Annotated in this window: 15 protein-coding genes; 12 read left to right on the top strand and 3 right to left on the bottom strand. The window is 60.5% G+C overall.

Going from position 1 to position 15,794, the window contains the following annotated elements; all coding sequences use genetic code 11:
• Positions 1-10 precede the first annotated feature (10 nt).
• The 4 genes from ccoO to QZW03_RS03830 all read left to right on the top strand — a co-directional run bounded on the left by ccoO (position 11) and on the right by QZW03_RS03830 (position 2,121).
• A complete protein-coding gene (ccoO, locus tag QZW03_RS03845; RefSeq protein WP_296508505.1) occupies positions 11-637 on the top strand; it encodes a cytochrome-c oxidase, cbb3-type subunit II in 627 nt (208 codons plus the stop codon).
• A 10-nt stretch (positions 638-647) separates the two neighbouring features.
• The gene (locus tag QZW03_RS03840) at positions 648-791 is read left to right on the top strand and encodes a CcoQ/FixQ family Cbb3-type cytochrome c oxidase assembly chaperone (protein ID WP_366481319.1); all 144 of its coding nucleotides are present in this window, start codon (positions 648-650) and stop codon (positions 789-791) included.
• A gap of 18 nt (positions 792-809) precedes the next feature.
• Positions 810-1,721 carry a cytochrome-c oxidase, cbb3-type subunit III gene (gene ccoP, locus QZW03_RS03835; RefSeq protein ID WP_296508504.1) on the top strand — a complete coding sequence of 304 codons (912 nt, stop codon included), beginning with the start codon at positions 810-812 and terminating at the stop codon, positions 1,719-1,721.
• 127 nt (positions 1,722-1,848) lie between these two features.
• Positions 1,849-2,121 carry a FixH family protein gene (locus tag QZW03_RS03830; RefSeq protein ID WP_296508503.1) on the top strand — a complete coding sequence of 91 codons (273 nt, stop codon included), beginning with the start codon at positions 1,849-1,851 and terminating at the stop codon, positions 2,119-2,121.
• 43 nt (positions 2,122-2,164) lie between these two features.
• Here the strand turns inward: QZW03_RS03830 and fnr are convergent, their stop codons facing one another.
• Positions 2,165-2,884: a fumarate/nitrate reduction transcriptional regulator Fnr gene (fnr, locus tag QZW03_RS03825; RefSeq protein WP_296508964.1), complete on the bottom strand. Its 720-nt coding sequence runs from the start codon at positions 2,882-2,884 to the stop codon at positions 2,165-2,167.
• 187 nt (positions 2,885-3,071) lie between these two features.
• On the opposite strand from fnr, the gene hemN reads away from it, so the two are divergent.
• The 6 genes from hemN (at position 3,072) to QZW03_RS03795 (ending at position 9,156) form a co-directional block, all read left to right on the top strand.
• Positions 3,072-4,472: an oxygen-independent coproporphyrinogen III oxidase gene (gene hemN / locus QZW03_RS03820; protein WP_296508501.1), complete on the top strand. Its 1,401-nt coding sequence runs from the start codon at positions 3,072-3,074 to the stop codon at positions 4,470-4,472.
• A 9-nt stretch (positions 4,473-4,481) separates the two neighbouring features.
• Positions 4,482-5,165, top strand: a complete 684-nt coding sequence (locus QZW03_RS03815; RefSeq protein WP_296508499.1) for a sulfite exporter TauE/SafE family protein — start codon at positions 4,482-4,484, stop codon at positions 5,163-5,165.
• A 56-nt stretch (positions 5,166-5,221) separates the two neighbouring features.
• Positions 5,222-6,301, top strand: coding sequence for a sensor domain-containing diguanylate cyclase (locus tag QZW03_RS03810; protein ID WP_296508497.1), 1,080 nt, complete (start codon positions 5,222-5,224; stop codon positions 6,299-6,301).
• A 54-nt stretch (positions 6,302-6,355) separates the two neighbouring features.
• Entirely contained in the window at positions 6,356-7,381 is a 1,026-nt protein-coding gene (dusA, locus tag QZW03_RS03805; RefSeq protein ID WP_296508495.1) for a tRNA dihydrouridine(20/20a) synthase DusA, read from the top strand.
• Positions 7,350-8,264, top strand: coding sequence for a DMT family transporter (locus QZW03_RS03800; protein WP_296508493.1), 915 nt, complete (start codon positions 7,350-7,352; stop codon positions 8,262-8,264). The genes dusA and QZW03_RS03800 overlap by 32 nt, the downstream gene beginning before the upstream one ends.
• Before the next feature lie 64 nt (positions 8,265-8,328).
• A complete protein-coding gene (locus QZW03_RS03795; protein ID WP_296508491.1) occupies positions 8,329-9,156 on the top strand; it encodes a thioesterase family protein in 828 nt (275 codons plus the stop codon).
• On the opposite strand, the gene QZW03_RS03790 is transcribed toward QZW03_RS03795, so the two are convergent.
• Both QZW03_RS03790 and QZW03_RS03785 read right to left on the bottom strand, forming a co-directional pair.
• Positions 9,153-11,711 carry an EAL domain-containing protein gene (locus tag QZW03_RS03790; RefSeq protein ID WP_296508489.1) on the bottom strand — a complete coding sequence of 853 codons (2,559 nt, stop codon included), beginning with the start codon at positions 11,709-11,711 and terminating at the stop codon, positions 9,153-9,155. The genes QZW03_RS03795 and QZW03_RS03790 overlap by 4 nt on opposite strands.
• A 16-nt stretch (positions 11,712-11,727) precedes the next feature.
• Complete coding sequence (locus tag QZW03_RS03785) at positions 11,728-12,408, bottom strand: GntR family transcriptional regulator (protein ID WP_296508487.1); 681 nt, start codon at positions 12,406-12,408, stop codon at positions 11,728-11,730.
• Between the two features lie 165 nt (positions 12,409-12,573).
• On the opposite strand from QZW03_RS03785, the gene scpA reads away from it, so the two are divergent.
• Together scpA and meaB are read left to right on the top strand one after the other, a co-directional pair.
• A complete protein-coding gene (gene scpA / locus QZW03_RS03780) occupies positions 12,574-14,745 on the top strand; it encodes a methylmalonyl-CoA mutase (protein WP_296508963.1) in 2,172 nt (723 codons plus the stop codon).
• On the top strand, positions 14,742-15,767 hold the full coding sequence (gene meaB / locus QZW03_RS03775; protein ID WP_296508485.1) for a methylmalonyl Co-A mutase-associated GTPase MeaB: 1,026 nt from the start codon (positions 14,742-14,744) through the stop codon (positions 15,765-15,767). The genes scpA and meaB overlap by 4 nt, the downstream gene beginning before the upstream one ends.
• The last annotated feature ends 27 nt before the right edge of the window (positions 15,768-15,794 follow it).

Below are 15,794 nucleotides of genomic sequence, written 5' to 3'. Positions count from 1 at the left end.
GGTACTCACTATGGCAAACGAAAAAACCAGTTCCGGCCTCTCGCACGAAAAGATCGAGACCAGCAATTTTTTGATGATCGTGTTGATTCTGCTGGTCTTGCTGGCCGGCGGTTTGGTGGAAATTGTTCCTCTGTTCTTTCAGAAGTCGACCACTGAACCTATCAAGGGCGTACAGCCTTACACCGCCCTGCAGTTGGCGGGGCGCGATGTCTACATCCGTGAAGGTTGCTACAACTGCCACTCGCAGATGATCCGCCCCTTCCGCGCCGAGACCCTGCGCTACGGCCACTACTCGGTGGCGGGCGAGTCGGTGTACGACCACCCCTTCCAGTGGGGTAGCAAGCGCACCGGTCCTGACTTGGCACGCGTCGGCGGCAAATACAGCGATGAGTGGCACCGTATCCACTTGGTGAACCCCCGGGATGTGGTGCCCGAGTCCAACATGCCCGCCTACCCTTGGTTGGAAAAAACCCTGGTGGATGCTGAAAGCCTGCCCTCGCACATGAGTGCACTGCGCAAGGTGGGTGTTCCGTACACCGATGAGCAAATCGCCAAAGCCTCGGAAGAAGTCAAGGGCAAGACCGAGCTGGAGGCCACCATCGCTTTCCTGCAGGTCCTGGGTCTCGCGCTGAAATAAGGGGAATCACATGGACATGGATGTCAACACCCTGCGCTCCGTCACCACGGTGCTGAGCTTTGTGGTTTTTATCGCGATCGTTCGCTGGGCATGGTCTAAGAGCCGGGCCCACGATTTTCAAGACGCTGCCAATCTGCCGTTTGAGCAGGACTGAGCCTCTTAAGGAATCAAAATGAGTGACTTCACAAGTAACTTCTGGTCGGTCTATGTGACCGCCGTCACCGTCATCGGCATCATTGCCTGCTTGTTTTTGTTGTGGTTCAGTGGCAAGGCCAAGGCCATGACCGCCCACGACAACACAACAGGCCATGTGTGGGATGGTGACCTCCGCGAAATGAACAATCCCTTGCCCCGCTGGTGGGTGGGTTTGTTCGTGATCACGATCGTGTTTTCCGGTGTTTACCTGGCCTTCTACCCGGGTCTGGGAACTTCAGCCGGCAAACTCGGCTGGACTTCTACCGGACAGTTCGAGGCGGAAATGGCCAAGGGCGAGGCTGATATTGCGCCCATCTATGCGCGTTTCGACGCCATGTCTGCAGAAGACATGGCCAAGGACCCGCAGGCCCATGCCATTGGTGAGCGCTTGTTCATGAACAACTGTTCCCAGTGTCATGGTTCGGATGCCCGCGGCTCCAAAGGTTTCCCCAACCTGACCGACGCAGATTGGCTGCACGGCGGCTCGCCTGAAAAAATCATCGAAACCCTGAACCAGGGCCGTATCGGCCAAATGCCTCCTATGGCTGCGGCGGTGGGTTCGGGTGATGACGTTAAGAACGTTGCCAACTACGTTTTGAGCCTGTCGGGCAGCCCCCACGACTCCGTGCGGGCCAACCTCGGCAAGTCCAAATTTGCAGCCTGTGCGGCTTGCCATGGATCTGACGGCAAGGGCAATACCGCCTTGGGCGCGCCGAACCTGACCGATGACATCTGGCTGCACGGCTATGGTGAAAATGCGATCATCTCCATGGTGAACAGCGGCAAGATGAACCAGATGCCGGCGCAGGCCCAAAAGCTGTCGCCCGCGCAAATCAAGGTGCTGGCTTCGTATGTCTGGGGTTTCTCTAACCTCAGCACTGCCAAGTAGTTCTTTCCCGGAGGGCTCACCCCGTGTACAGCGCACCCCACTTCAAGGCGGATTCTTCCCGTCCCGGAGTCGCTGCACCGGGGTTTTTTGCCCGGCAATTTGAAGTTTATGTAGCGAAAGGGGTCCTATGACTTCTCCATCTCACAACACTGCGCAACCCTGGTGGAAATTCGGCCATGTGTGGCTGGTGGTGTCCGGCCCGCTGATCGTCGTGATCGCCAGCTTTGTCACGTTTTACCTTGCTGCTCACGGCAAAGACCCGGTGATTGACGAGAACTACTACCAGGCCGGTCTGGAGCTCAATAAAGCAGGGGTGGGCAAGCCCGAAAGCCTCGCACCCGCTGTGCAGGGGCGCAACCATGCCGCTACCGGCTTGGTGTTGGTTCCGAAGGAGAAATAGGGGGTTAGCCCTTCCGCGTGCAGCGGCAGGGCAGTGTGCAGATTTAGCTGCACACCTTGGGGTTCACGATGTCTTTAAGAGCTTCGGTATTGATGATGCGGACATGGCGTTGTTTGACCTCAACGATGCCGTCGTCCACAAACTTCGAGAAGGTGCGGCTCACGGTTTCCAGTTTCAGGCCGAGGTAGCTGCCGATCTCTTCGCGTGTCATGCGCAACACCAGCTCCGATTGCGAGAAACCACGGGCGTGCAAACGTTGCACCAGATTCAGCAGAAACGCTGCAAGGCGCTCTTCGGCCCGCATGCTGCCGAGCAGCAGCATCACACCGTTTTCCCGCACGATCTCACGGCTCATGATTTTGTGCACATGGCGCTGCAAGGAACTCACTTCGCGGGAGAGTTCCTCAATCCGGTCAAAGGGCATGACACAGACTTCAGCATCTTCCAGCGCGACCGCATCGCAGGTGTGGTGGTCGTTCACGATACCGTCCAAGCCCACCACCTCACCGGCCATTTGAAAGCCGGTGACCTGGTCACGGCCGTCTTCCGAGGCGACACAGGTCTTGAAGAAGCCGGTGCGAATGGCGTACAGGCTGGTGAACTTTTCCCCGTTGCGGAACAGGGTGCTACCCCGCTTGACCTTGCGGCGGCTGGCCACCACATCGTCAATTTTGTCCAGCTCGGCAGCACTCAAACCCAGGGGCATGCACAACTCACGAAGGTTGCAGTTGGAACACGCGACCTTGATGGTCTGTGAATTCACGGGGACCGGTGTGATGGCAATGGCTGCATGAGCCTCGTGTGACTTAGCGGTGGCGTAATCGTGTTCAAGCATGGTGTTCCCCTGATGCAAGTCAATTATGGATGAGGCCATCCTAAATTCCCTTGATGTAGATCAAGCTGCATGGCGCCTACTTGCGTCACAGTCTAGCCGCTAGCTTGGAGTACTCATGAACGCAGCCGCAGCCACCGCCCCTATTTCAGAACAATTATTGACCCGCTTCGATGTGTCCGGGCCGCGCTACACCTCGTATCCCACGGCAGACCGCTTTGTGGAAGCCTTCAATGCGGATGACTACGCCCAGGCCTTGGCGCAGCGGCGCTCCGGTGCAGCGGCGCTGGCCTTGCCCTTGTCGCTGTACGTGCATATTCCGTTTTGCGAATCGCTGTGCTACTACTGCGCTTGCAACAAAATTATCACCAAGCACCACGACAAGGCGGCCACCTACCTGCGGTATCTCACCCGGGAGGTGGAGTTGCACACCGGTCTCATGGGTACCGGCCAGTCCGTCAGTCAGCTCCATCTCGGTGGGGGGAGCCCCACTTTCCTAAGCGACCCCGAGCTGCGCGAGTTGATGGCTATGCTCCGCCGGAACTTCAGTTTCGCAGCCGGGGGCGAGTACTCCATAGAGGTCGACCCGCGCACCGTAGACGCTGCGCGGCTTGATACCCTGGCGGAACTGGGCTTCAACCGCTTGAGCTTCGGGGTGCAGGACTTTGACCCTGCGGTGCAAAAAGCGGTGCATCGCGTGCAGCCCGCGGAACAGGTGTTTGCACTGGTAGAAGCAGCCAGGGCCCGGGGTTTTGAGTCCATCAACGTGGACCTGATCTACGGCCTGCCACGCCAGAGCCCTGAATCGTTTGACCGCACCCTGGCCCAGGTGAACGCCTTGCGCCCGGATCGCATCGCGCTGTACGCCTATGCGCATTTGCCCGAGCGTTTCAAGCCCCAGCGACGCATTGCCACCGTAGAGTTGCCGGGTGCGTCGTCAAAAGTGGCCATGCTGGCGCACTCATTGGCAGCGTTTATGGGGGCTGGTTATGTGTATGTGGGCATGGACCACTTCGCCTTGCCCGACGACTCCTTGGCAGTGGCCAAGCGCCAAGGGCGCTTGCACCGCAACTTCCAGGGTTACAGCACCCAGCCGGACTGCGATTTGATTGCACTCGGTGTGTCTGCCATCGGACGCATCGGCGCGACCTATAGCCAGAACGCCAAAACCCTCGACGAGTACTACGACTTTTTGGATCAAGGTCGCTTCCCCATTGTGCGGGGCATGGCGGTGACCCGCGATGACCTCGTACGCCGGGCCGTCATCATGGCACTCATGTGCCAGGGGCAGTTGCAGTTTGAGTCCATCAACCTGGCCTACCTGTTGGATTTCAAAACCTACTTTGCAGCCGAGTTGGAGATCTTGCGAGGATTGCAAGACCAGGGCCTGGTCAGCCTGGACGATGCCGGTATCCAAGTCACGACTCAGGGGTGGTTTTTTGTCCGTGCCGTGGCGATGGTGTTTGACCGCTACCTGCAAACCGACCGCACTCGGGCGCGCTTTTCCAAAATCATCTGACACCGCGGCATGCAGTCTTCTCTGGCAGTTACCGCACTCTTGATGGGCCTGGTCGGCGGGCCGCACTGCGTAGCCATGTGCGGAGCGGCGTGCGCGGGCATTGGCCGGGCGGCAGGAAATCAGCGCCATGGGGCGCTATGGAGTTTTCAAGCTGGCCGGGTTGTCGGCTACAGCGCGCTGGGTGGGCTTGCGGCGGCGTCTGTTCAGGGTTTGGGGTGGCTCACGGTGCAATCAGCCGCTTTGCGCCCGCTGTGGTCGCTTTTGCATGTTGTGGCCATCGTCTTGGGCTTGGTATTGCTCTGGTCGGGGCGTCAGCCTTTGTGGCTTCAGGCGGGCGCACGGTCGGTCTGGCAGGCGGTGCGACGCGTGAGCGGGCGCCGCGGTCTGGCGGCTCCCGCATCCCTTGGTGTGATGTGGGCGCTGTTGCCCTGCGGATTGCTGTATTCCGCGTTGCTGCTGGCTTCTCTGGCTGGCGATGTGATGTCCGGCGCGATGGTCATGGCGCTCTTTGCACTGGGAACCTCGGTCGCCATGATGGCCGGGCCGTGGTTGTGGTTACGTTTGAGCCTGGCCCGTCTGGGCGATGGGCAATGGGGAATCCGCCTTGCCGGAGCGGCCCTCAGTGCCGCATCCGGGTGGGCGCTATGGATGGGATTGGTGCACAATCAAGCGCCATGGTGCATCACCGCCTGATCCTTCAGGTTCCGCGGTGGTGTAAGTCCTAGCGTCAACCAAGAAAGCCGGAACGCATGCTCGATCTCCAAAAGCCCGAAGAGAATGCGCGTCTGCAAGACTTGCGCAGTTTCAACATCCTCGACACCCCCGCCGAGGAGGCTTATGACGACGTGGTACGGCTCGCTTCTTTTATTTGCGACACGCCTATCGCGCTCATTTCCTTGGTCGATGAAGACCGCCAGTGGTTCAAAGCACGGGTGGGCTTGGGCGCCATGGAAACCCCCCGCGGACAGGCCTTTTGTGCTCACGCCATCACCCACCCCGATGTAGTGATGCAAGTCCCCGATGCGCAGAAAGACCCCCGGTTTGCGACCAATCCGTTGGTTACCGGAGACCCGAACATCCGCTTTTACGCAGGCGCACCGCTGGTGACAGCCTCCGGCGCGGCACTGGGCACTGTGTGTGTGATTGACAGCGTGCCGCGGGAATTGACCGAGCGTCAATCTGAAGCGCTCAAAGCGCTCTCCCGGCAGGTAGTGCAACTGCTGGCCTTGCGCCGGGCCAACGCCGAGTTGGAGCTCCTCACCAGGGCAAACAGTGCCCGCCAGCAGCAGATGGAGAACCATCAGCGGCGCATTGAAGAACTGAACCAGGAGCTTCAGGAGCAAACGCTCACCGATGCCCTGACCGCGCTCAAAAACCGCCGTGCCTTCGATGCCCTGTTGACCACCGAATACGCGCGTTCCCAGCGCTCCAAGTCACCCCTGTGTCTTTTGATGGTCGATGCCGACCAATTCAAACCCTACAACGACGCGTTCGGCCACGTAGCAGGAGACCAGGCGCTGATGTTGATTGCACTGGCCATCAAGAGCCAGGCGCGGGCTTACGATCATGTGGCGCGGTACGGCGGTGAAGAGTTCTGCGTCATCCTGCCGGACACCCGCTTGCAAGACAGCTTGATCGTGGCTGAGCGCATCCGTGAGGCTATCAAAGGTATCGTCGGGTTGCGCCGCGCTATGACGGCCAGTATCGGCGTCGCCTACTCCGAAGGTGTGACCACCGCCAAAAGATTGGTCGAGCTGGCTGACCGGGCCATGTACCTTGCCAAGCAGGGTGGGCGGGACCGTGTGGAAGTGTTCCAGCCGCCACCCTGATCCCTCGCAAGGGTAGAGGCAGTGGGCGAGTGCAGGGCAGGGATAATCGGGGGCATGTCTTCTCCTACGCTGCAAGCTCTGGCTGCCTCTTCTGCCCCCTCGTCGCATAGCCCGTGGCGGCTGTCAGTCGCCCCCATGATGGACTGGACTGACCGCCATTGCCGTTACTTCCATCGTCTGTTGAGCCGCCATGCGCTGCTGTACACCGAGATGGTGACTACGGGCGCACTTATTCATGGCGACGTGCCGCGCCACCTGCGCTTTAACGCCGAAGAACACCCCGTCGCCCTGCAGCTCGGGGGCAGTGAGCCGGCGGACTTGGCGCAATGTGCCAAGCTGGGCCAGGACTGGGGCTATGACGAAATCAACATCAACTGCGGTTGCCCGAGCGAGCGGGTGCAGCGCGGTGCCTTTGGCGCTTGCCTGATGAACGAGGCGCCACTGGTGGCCGACTGTGTGAAGGCTATGGTGGATGTGGTGGACATTCCGGTGACCGTCAAACACCGCATTGGTATCGACAAGGAAGAGAGCTATGGCTTTGTCCGCGACTTTGTGGGCACGGTGGCCGACGCCGGTTGCACCGTGTTCATTGCCCATGCACGCAATGCCTGGCTCAAGGGCTTGAGTCCTAAAGAAAACCGCGAGATTCCGCCCCTGCGCTACGAGCTGGTGCACCAGCTGAAACAAGACTTTCCTCAGCTCACCATTGCCATCAACGGCGGCTTGACCACCAGTGCCCAGGTGGCAGAGCAGCTGGAGCATGTAGACGGCGTGATGCTGGGCCGCGAGGCCTACCACAACCCCTGGTGGCTGGCGGAGTGGGATGCTACGTTTTTCGGAGCGCCTGCCGCAGAGCTGACGAGGGATAGCGTGGAGTTAGCTATGGTGGAATACATGGAGCGCGAGGCGGCCGAGCACGGCACCGCCTGGTACAGCATTGCCCGCCACATGCTGGGTTTGCGCCATGGCATGCCCGGCGCGCGCAAGTGGCGCCAGGTCTGGAGCGACCACCGCTACAAGGCCCTGCCTGCCCGTGAGGTGATGGCCATTGCCCGGGGCACTGCGCTTGTCGCAGCCTGAGCAGGAGCGCTGGGCCCTGCTGGGGCTGTGGTTAATTCCCGCACTCTGGGCGGTGAACTTCGTTGTGGCGCGCTGGGCACCCGGCATTGTGGCCCCCTATGCGCTGGCGCTGGGCCGCTGGGCTGTTGCAGGTGTGCTGCTGGCTGCGGTGGCCCGCCACGAGTTGTGGGCCCAGCGCCGCGCCATTGCGGCGGTGTGGCACCAGTATGTGGTGCTGGGTTTTTGCGGCATGTTGGTGTGCGGGGCCTGGGTCTACCTGGGGGCCCGCACCACGGGCGCTATGAATATCTCGCTGATTTACGCAGCCTCGCCCGTGCTGATTGCGGTGGGCGCGGTGCTGTGGCTGGGGGAGCGCTTTCGCTGGACCCAGGTGCTGGGCGTGGTGGTAGCGCTGGCCGGCGTGGTGCATGTGGTGGTGCAAGGCCAATGGCTGGCGCTGGGCCGGGTGCAGTGGGTGGTGGGGGACGCGTGGATCGTGGCCGCCATGGTGGCCTGGGCCGCTTACGCACTGCTGCAAAAAATGTGGCCCAGCCCGCTCGGCTCCACCGCCCGGCTGGCCGCTATTTGCGCGGGCGGCGTGCTGACGCTGTTGCCCTGTGCCCTGTGGGAGGCCGGCTTGCCTGACACGCCCGCCTGGTCCTGGGCGGCCACGGGCTTGGTGCTGGCGGCGGCGCTGGCACCGGGGCTGGCCGCTTACTGGATTTATGGAGCGGCCCAAAAGGTGTTGGGCGCCAGCCGTGTCGCTGTGACGCTTTACTTGGGGCCGCTGTACGCAGCCGTGGTGGCCTGGGGTGTGCTGGGCGAGCCGCTGGGAATTCACCACCTGGTGGGGGCAGCGCTGATATTGCCCGGTGTGTACTGGGTGTCGCGCACAGAAAAATGAGTCAAATCGGACCCTGGCCCTCGTGGAATATGCGCAAGTAGCTATCAAAATAGGAGTAAACAACATGCCGCACACGGTTGAACCCACTGCAACGCAGGCGCCTGCTGCTGCCTTCACCCCCTTGGGGGCTCAGGTGTTTCGCGCCAGCCAGCTCACACGCGGCCCGTGGCACCCGCAGCAACAGCACGCGGGCCCGCCCATTGCGCTGGTGAGCCATGCGCTGGAGGCGGCGGCCCAGCCGCACGGCTTGCTGCATCTGGCCCGGCTCACGGCCAACCTGTTGCGCCCGGTACCCATTGCCGATATCGAGGTGCGGGTGCAGGAAGACTATGTGGGCCGCAACGCGGGCCATTTTTCGGCCGTGGCACTGGCCGATGGCAAAGAGCTGATCCGCGCGACTGCCTTGTTCCAGCGGGAGGGCGAAGTCGCCATTCCCCCGGGCCTGCCCGGCCACCCGCTGCCCATGGCCCCCAAGGCGCCGGCTGACTCACCATTGCAGCGCTTCCCGTTTGCCCTGGGGGAGGTGGGCTACCCCGACCTGGTGGAAACGCGCATTGCTGCGGGCACGATGTTCAAGGGGCCCAGTGCGGTGTGGTTCCGGCTCAGCCACCCACTGGTGGCAGGCGTAAGCACCAGCCCTTACCAGCGCGTGGCGGTGGCAGCTGATTCGGGCAACGGCATCAGCGCGATTTTGGATTTGTCGACCCACGTGTTTGTGAACTCCGACCTCACTATCAACCTGCTGCGCCGTCCGGTGGGTGAGTGGGTGTGCCTGAACGCGCGCACCCATCTCTCAGGGCACGGTGGCGGTCTTGCGGAGTCGGAGCTGTACGACGAGGCGGGCCTGATCGGCCGGGCCACACAAAGCTTGTTTGTGCGGACGCGGGACTAGCCTCCTGCTGCCGGGGCGCGAGAGTACTGGGTCTCCTCGAGGATGCGGGCTGCACCTCCCTGGACTACAAACGCAGAAAATTCGTCGGCTGGCATAGGCCGGGCAAAAAAGTAGCCTTGGGCTTCGTCGCACCCGAAGTTCTGCAGGCGCTGAAGCATCTCGCTGGTTTCAACACCTTCAGCCACCGTGCGCAAGCCCAGGTTCTTGGCCATTTGAATAATGGCGTTAACAATTGCCGCATCGTCCGGATCGCTCGCGAGATCACGAACGAATGATTGGTCAATCTTCAACTTGTCGATATCAAAACGCTTGAGATACGAGAGGCTGGAATAGCCGGTTCCGAAGTCGTCGATGGAGAGATGGACGCCGATTGCTTTAAGCCGTCGCAGTGCTGCCAGAGCATGCTCCACGTTGTGAATCAGCGAGGATTCTGTGAGCTCCAGTTCCAGAAGTTCGGCTTGGAGGCCACTGGATTCCAGAGCGTGGCTGACAGTCTCTTCCAAGTTTCCACGCGCGAACTGCACAGCGGACAGGTTCACGGCCATTAACAACGCAGGCAGCCCTTGGTGTTGCCACGCCATGGCCTGACGGCAGGCTTGTGCAATGACCCACTCGCCAATTTTGACAATCAGCCCGCTGTCCTCCGCCACAGGAATAAAGCGTGACGGTGGCACCAGCCCAAGCTCGGGGTGGTTCCAGCGGATCAACGCTTCGGCGCCCACCACTTGATGGGTTATCAAATCGATTTGAGGCTGGTAGTGCAGCACGAATTCCTGCCGCTCCAGAGCGCGACGCAATCCATTGCTTAAATGCAAATGATCATTGGCCTCGACATTCATCGCTTCATCAAAGAACCGATAGGTGTTGCGACCGGCTTCTTTGGCCCGGTACATTGCCAAGTCCGCATTCTTGCTCAAGGTTTCGAAATCGCGACCATCGTCCGGATAGATGGTGACGCCGAATGAGCCGGACGTCGACAGCTCATGGCCTTGGGCAAAAAAAGGTTCTTCCAGGCGATGCAGAATTTTGCTGATGGCGGGCAAGGCAGCGTCGGCTTCTTTGAGGGATCCAAGGAGTACGACAAACTCGTCGCCACCCTGACGACTCACCGTGTCAGTCTCGCGGACGCACTCACGCAAACGCTTAGCGACCTCTTGCAGCAATTGGTCGCCCATTGCATGGCCGAGCGTGTCATTGATGCGTTTGAAGTTGTCCAAGTCCATAAACAACAGCGACAGCTTGTCCCGCGATCTGTCGGCTTGCGCCATGGCAACTTTTAAGCGGTCTTCCAACAGCAACCGGTTGGGAAGACCTGTCAAGGCATCGTGGTAGGCCAGAAACTCCATTCTTCGGGCATTTGCCTTGCGCTCGCTGATGTCCGATGCCATCGTGTAGACGCCGTAGATGGCCCCGCTTTCGTTGTACAGGGGAACAATGTTGAGACTCAGCTCCAAAAGTTGACCTGTGCGCAAGGCGCGTGACACTTCAACATTAACTATTTTTTCCCCCGCCATTGCCCGCCGCAAGAAGTCGTCTTCACGCGCCCCTTGGTCCGACAGGAAGACATCAGGATTCCGCCCGAGCACTTCGGCCTTGCTCAGACCAAACATCTTTTCTGCAGCAGGGTTCCAGCTGAGAATTCTGCCCTCCAGGTCTTGGGTGCAAATGGCTTGCACCGAGCTCTCAATGAGCACTTGCAATTGTTGATGGGCATCTTGGAGTTCGTGCGTGCGCTCCTTGACCCTTTGCTCAAGGTCTTGATGCGCCTGGAGCAAAGCCTGTGCAGCAGCTTTTTTGTCACTGATGTCTTCAACGATCCAAATGGTGCTTTTGTTGTCGGGGGAGGTGCTGAAGGGCTTAGCCAATAGTCTGCACCACACCGCCGTGCGGTCCTGCCTGGAAAGGCGCCATTCCACTTCCATCAGCTCGCCAGCGGTCAAGCGGGGGCCGGTCATCTGACCGAAAGCCGCATAGTCCTGATTGGTGCTAAAGGCTACTTGCGTGGGCTGCCCCAGCAATTTGCCATGCGGCCAACCCAGGATTTCTTCGATGCGGGAATTCGCCAGTTCGATCGAGCCGTTGCGGGTGAACATGATGCCCACAGACGCATTCTCCAGAATCGCCTCTTGCCTTTGCATCAATTCCTGCAGCGCGCTCTCGGCGCGCTTGCGGTCGGTAACGTCCTCGAAAATCCAGATGGTGCCTTCCGCCGAGTTCTTGGGGTTCACAGGCTTGATGCGCATCTGGCACTCGATGGGTTCACCGCTCTTGCGACGCATCGTGAATTCCATCGTCACGGGTTTACCAAGTGACAAATGGGGGCCGGCGACTTGTCCCATTTTTGAGTAGTCTTCATCGCTGAGGTAGAAGACTCGCCCGGGCTGGTCTATCAATTCACCGTCGTCGTAACCGAAAATTTCATTGAATTTAGGGTTGCAATGCAGCACCTTGCGGTCACGGGTAAACAATATTCCTACAGAGGCATTTTCCAGAATGGCCCGGTATTCCAGCAAGGTCTGCTGGTCCATAGAAGTGTGCGGTGCGCTGTTGGGCATGCCGCATTCTAGGAGTTCAGTTCGCCGCTTCCAACCCATTCACAAAATGCTCCCGCATGCGCTGCGCGGTGAGGGGCGCATCGCGCGCTGTCAGGGCTTGCATGATGGCCTGATGCTCCGCCAGTGACTCGGCAATCCGCCCGGTCTTGAGCAGGGAGTTGTGGCGGTTGAGCTTCATGACCTTGCGCAGGTCGGCCACCATCTGGTCGCGCCAGCGGTTGTTGGCGATCTCCAGCAGGCGCATGTGGAACTGCTCGTTCACCGCAAAAAACTGCTCTGTGTTGGCCGCCTTGTCTTTGCCGGGTTTGGCCGCAGTCTCCAGCGCCTTGTGCAGGGCTTGCAGTTCTTTCAGCTCGGTGTCGGTGGCTTTCGTGGCCACCACGCCGGCAGCGTCGCTCTCTAACAGGCTCAGCAGGTGGTACACGTCGGCCAGGTCTTGGCGCGACACCTCGGTCACATAGGCGCCGCGGCGCACCTTCATGGTCACCAGGCCTTCGGCGGCCAGCACCTTCAGGGCCTCGCGGAGGGGAGTGCGGCTGATGCCGAATTCTTCGGCGATCTTCAGCTCATCAATCCAGCTGCCGGGCTCCAGCTCGCGCTTGAAGATGCGCTGGCGCAGCAACTCGGCCACCTCTTCATAGAGCGGGCGGGGCGCCAGAGAGACAGCGGGGCGGGCATCGGACAACAAAGCGGACATGCGGTGGCGTGGGGTAGAAAAGCGAAAAAATGAGCCAGGTCAAAAAGTGGGTGGATTGTAAGCCCCAGTGAATATTTTGAATCAATAATTATGAATAATGTAAACTTGCAGCGCTGACACCGCCACCGGTTTCCCCTCTTGATTGCCTTTGATTGCGACCCCGCCATGACCGACAAGACGCCTGAATTCCAATCCGCCACCTTGGAGCAATGGGCCAAGGCTGCCGCCAAGTCTGCGCCCGGCGGCAATGTGGACGCGCTGAACTGGATTACGCCCGATGGCATCGCCGTCAAGCCGCTCTACACCGCAGCCGACACTGCGGACTTGAAGCACGCAGACACGCTGCCCGGCTTTGAGCCCTACCTGCGCGGCCCGCAGTCCACCATGTACGCCGTGCGCCCCTGGACCATCCGCCAATACGCCGGCTTCTCCACCGCCGAAGAATCCAACGCCTTCTACCGCAAGGCGCTCGCCGCGGGCGGGCAGGGCGTATCGGTCGCGTTTGACCTAGCCACCCACCGTGGCTACGACTCTGACCACCCGCGCGTAACCGGCGATGTGGGCAAGGCCGGTGTGGCGATTGATTCGGTGGAGGACATGAAGATCCTGTTCAACGAAATTCCGCTGGACAAGGTTTCTGTCTCCATGACCATGAACGGTGCGGTGCTGCCGGTGCTGGCGGGCTACGTGGTGGCCGCTGAAGAGCAGGGCGTGAGCCAGGACAAGCTCAGCGGAACGATTCAGAACGATATTCTGAAAGAGTTCATGGTGCGCAACACCTACATCTACCCGCCCGCGCCCAGCATGCGCATCATCGGCGACATCATTGGCTACACGGCCAAGAACATGCCCAAATTCAACTCGATCTCGATCTCGGGTTACCACATGCAAGAGGCGGGCGCGAACCAGGCGCTGGAGCTGGCCTTCACGCTGGCGGACGGCAAGGAGTATGTGAAGACGGCGATTGCCACCGGGCTGGATGTGGACGAGTTTGCCGGGCGCCTGAGCTTCTTCTGGGCGATTGGCATGAACTTCTATCTGGAGGTTGCCAAGATGCGCGCGGCGCGGCTGCTGTGGTGCCGCATCATGAAGGGTTTTGACGCCAAGAATCCTAAGAGCCTGATGCTGCGCACGCACTGCCAGACCAGCGGCTGGAGCCTGACCGAGCAGGACCCGTACAACAACGTGGTGCGCACCACTATCGAGGCGATGGCCGCCGTGTTTGGCGGCACGCAGAGCCTGCACACCAACAGCTTTGACGAAGCCATCGCGCTGCCCACCGAATTTTCAGCGCGCATTGCCCGCAACACCCAGCTCATCATTCAGGAAGAGACCCACATCACCAATGTGATCGACCCGTGGGCCGGCAGCTACATGATGGAGAAGCTGACGCAAGACATGGCCGATGCCGCGTGGAAAATCATTGAAGAAGTGGAAGCCATGGGCGGCATGACCAAGGCCGTGGACAGTGGCTGGGCCAAGCTCAAGATCGAAGCCGCCGCTGCCGACAAGCAGGCGCGCATCGACAGCGGGCAGGACGTGATCGTGGGCGTCAACAAGTACAAGCTCAAGACCGAAGACGTGATTGAGGCGCGTGACATTGACAACGTGGCGGTGCGCGAATCGCAGATTGCCAAGCTCAAACAAATCAAGTCAGAACGCGATACAGCCCTCGTGGATGCTGCGCTGGCTGCTATCACTTCTGCAGCAGAGAGCGGCGATGGCAACCTGTTGGACCTGAGCATCAAGGCCATCCGCCTGCGCGCCACGGTGGGCGAAGTGTCTGACGCCATGGAGAAAGCTTTTGGCCGCCACCGCGCCGATACCAACAAGGTGAGCGGCGTGTATGCAGCCGCCTACGATTCGGCCCAAGGAGACACCATGGAGTACTGGAACGCGCTGAAGGCCGACATTGCCGGCTTTGCCGAAAAACAAGGCCGCCGCCCCCGCGTGATGATCAGCAAGCTGGGCCAGGACGGCCACGACCGCGGCGCCAAAGTGGTGGCCACCGCCTTTGCCGACCTGGGCTTTGACGTGGACATGGGCCCGCTGTTCCAGACGCCCGAAGAATGCGCCCGCCAGGCGATTGAAAACGACGTGCACGCGGTGGGCGTGTCTACGCTGGCCGCAGGCCACAAAACCCTGGTGCCCGCCATCATTGCCGAGCTCAAAAAGCAAGGCGCCGACGACATCATCGTCTTCGTCGGCGGTGTGATTCCGCGCCAGGACTATGACTTCCTGTATTCGGCTGGAGTCAAGGGCATTTACGGCCCGGGCACACCGATTCCGGTGAGTGCGCGCGACGTGCTGAGCCAGATTGAAAAGGCCCTCGGGTGACCCCTGAAGCCGTGCAGGCCGGTCTGCTGGGGGGCGAGTCCCTCCTGCAGCGCAGGTCAATTGCCAAAGCCATCACCCTGCTGGAGTCCACCCGCGTGGACCACCGCGCGCAGGGCGATGCGCTGCTGACCGCGCTGTTGCCGCACACCGGCAAGTCGCTGCGCTTGGGCATCAGCGGGGTGCCGGGGGTGGGCAAAAGCACGTTCATTGAAGCGCTGGGCTTGTATCTGATTGGCCAAGGCCACCGCGTGGCGGTGTTGACGATTGACCCTTCCAGCTCGGTGTCCGGTGGCTCCATCTTGGGTGACAAGACGCGCATGGAGCACCTCTCCATGCACGAGAAAGCCTTCATCCGCCCCAGCCCAAGCAGCGGCACGCTGGGCGGCGTGGCTGAGAAAACGCGCGAGGCCATGCTGGTCTGCGAGGCAGCGGGTTACGACATCGTGATTGTGGAAACCGTGGGCGTGGGTCAGTCTGAGACAGCGGTGCAGGGCATGACCGACATGTTCGTGCTGATGCAGTTGCCCAACGCGGGCGACGATCTGCAGGCCATCAAAAAAGGCGTAATGGAGCTGGCGGACTTGGTGGTGATTAACAAGGCCGACATTGATGCCGATGCTGCCACTCGCGCACAAGCCCAGATCACTTCCAGCCTGCGCCTGCTGGGCATGCACGGTAATCCGAACGACCCGCACAGCGACAAACACTGGCAACCGCAGGTCATCCGCCTGAGTGCGTTATTGGGCCAAGGTGTGGATACCTTTTGGGCGGCCGTGACCGAATTCCAGACCCTGCAAACCGCCAACGGCCTGTTCAGCCAGCGCCGCCAGAACCAGTCGCTGGCGTGGATGTGGGAGCGCATCGACGCGGGCCTGAAGCAGGCCTTCAAGCACAACCCCACGGTGCGCGAGCAGTTGCCGCGCCTGACCGCTGCGGTGCAGGCTGGTCAGCTGGCGGCCAGCACTGCAGCACGAAATCTGCTCTCAGCCCTCGAATTCACTGCGCAAGCAGCTCCTAAATAGATAGCGAAAATCAGATGATTTTTTTGA

This window comes from Rhodoferax sp., from assembly GCF_013297935.1.
Lineage (GTDB): Bacteria > Pseudomonadota > Gammaproteobacteria > Burkholderiales > Burkholderiaceae_C > Allorhodoferax.
This window is presented reverse-complemented; position numbering and strand designations above follow the sequence as displayed.